Origin of the sequence: Amphritea opalescens, from assembly GCF_003957515.1 — a bacterium.
Classification (GTDB): Bacteria; Pseudomonadota; Gammaproteobacteria; order Pseudomonadales; family Balneatricaceae; genus Amphritea; species Amphritea opalescens.
This window is the reverse complement of the sequence record NZ_RQXW01000043.1, coordinates 1-1,093: the sequence shown is the minus strand read 5'-3', so window position 1 is coordinate 1,093 and position 1,093 is coordinate 1. Positions and strand designations below refer to the sequence as shown.

General features: G+C 47.7%; 2 protein-coding genes. Both read left to right on the top strand.

What is annotated here, in order from left to right:
- Positions 1–228 (top strand): transposase (locus tag EH243_RS18465; protein ID WP_164549167.1); only part of this gene is annotated, 228 nt, incomplete at its 5' end.
- Positions 186–1,091, top strand: a complete 906-nt coding sequence (locus tag EH243_RS18460) for an IS3 family transposase (RefSeq protein ID WP_126160127.1) — start codon at positions 186–188, stop codon at positions 1,089–1,091. The genes EH243_RS18465 and EH243_RS18460, both read left to right, overlap by 43 nt.
- Positions 1,092–1,093 lie beyond the last annotated feature (2 nt).

Here is a 1,093-nt window from a genome sequence, read left to right as displayed (position 1 = left end):
TCCAGTCAACCGGTAACCCAAACCGCCAGAGAGCTGGGAATTAACGTTAATACTTTGCATACTTGGATCAATAATTATCGCCGTAAGAATCCTGGTGACGCTCCTCAAGTTGATGATGAACATCTCTACGATGAACTGAAAAAACTTCGGCGCGAAAATGCTCGCTTGAAAGAGGATCGGGACATATTAAAAAAGGCGGCCGCCTTCTTTGCCAAGGAATCCAGCTGAGATACGCGTTTATCGCACAGCATCAGGGACTATTTAGAATCTCAGCTCTATGCCGAGTGCTCTCAGTATCTCGTAGTGGTTACTATGAGTGGTTATCAAGACCTCTGAGCGAGCGAGAGCAGAAAGACCAAGCATTGAAGGTTAAAATCAAAAGGTCGCATGAGAAAGGCCGTCGGGTCTATGGAACCCGGCGAATTAAAATGGACTTATCGAAACAAAACGAAACCGTCAGTCGTCGCCGGATTAGCCGACTCATGAAAGAGGAAAGCTTGAGTTGCATAACTCGGCGTAAATTTAAAGTGACGACAGACTCTCGGCATAACAAGCCGGTGGCTCAGAATTTACTCGATCGTCAGTTTCAGGTTGAACAACCAAATCAGGTGTACGTTGGTGATATCACCTACATCCCGACGCGAGAAGGCTGGCTCTATTTAGCGGTCTTTATTGACCTGTATTCAAGGGCTGTGGTGGGTTGGTCTATGAACAAACGGATGCAGGCCTCATTAGTGACAGACGCCCTGACGATGGCGGTTTGGCAACGCCAACCGAGGAAAGGGCTTCTGGTCCATACTGATCGAGGCAGCCAGTATGTATCAGCGAGCTATCAGGGATTACTCCATCAACTAGGCTTTAGATGCAGTATGAGCCGAAAGGGAAACTGCTGGGACAATGCTCCCTCAGAGAGCTTCTTTCATACCTTGAAAACAGAGCGGGTCCATCGTGAAGACTTCCAGACCCGAGAAGAGGCAAAGCGGGCTATTTTTGAGTATATCGAGGTGTTTTATAACCGAGAGAGACTTCACTCAACCAATGGGTATATTGCGCCATTGGTCTTTGAGGAACCGCTGTCAAAGGCAGCTTAAGA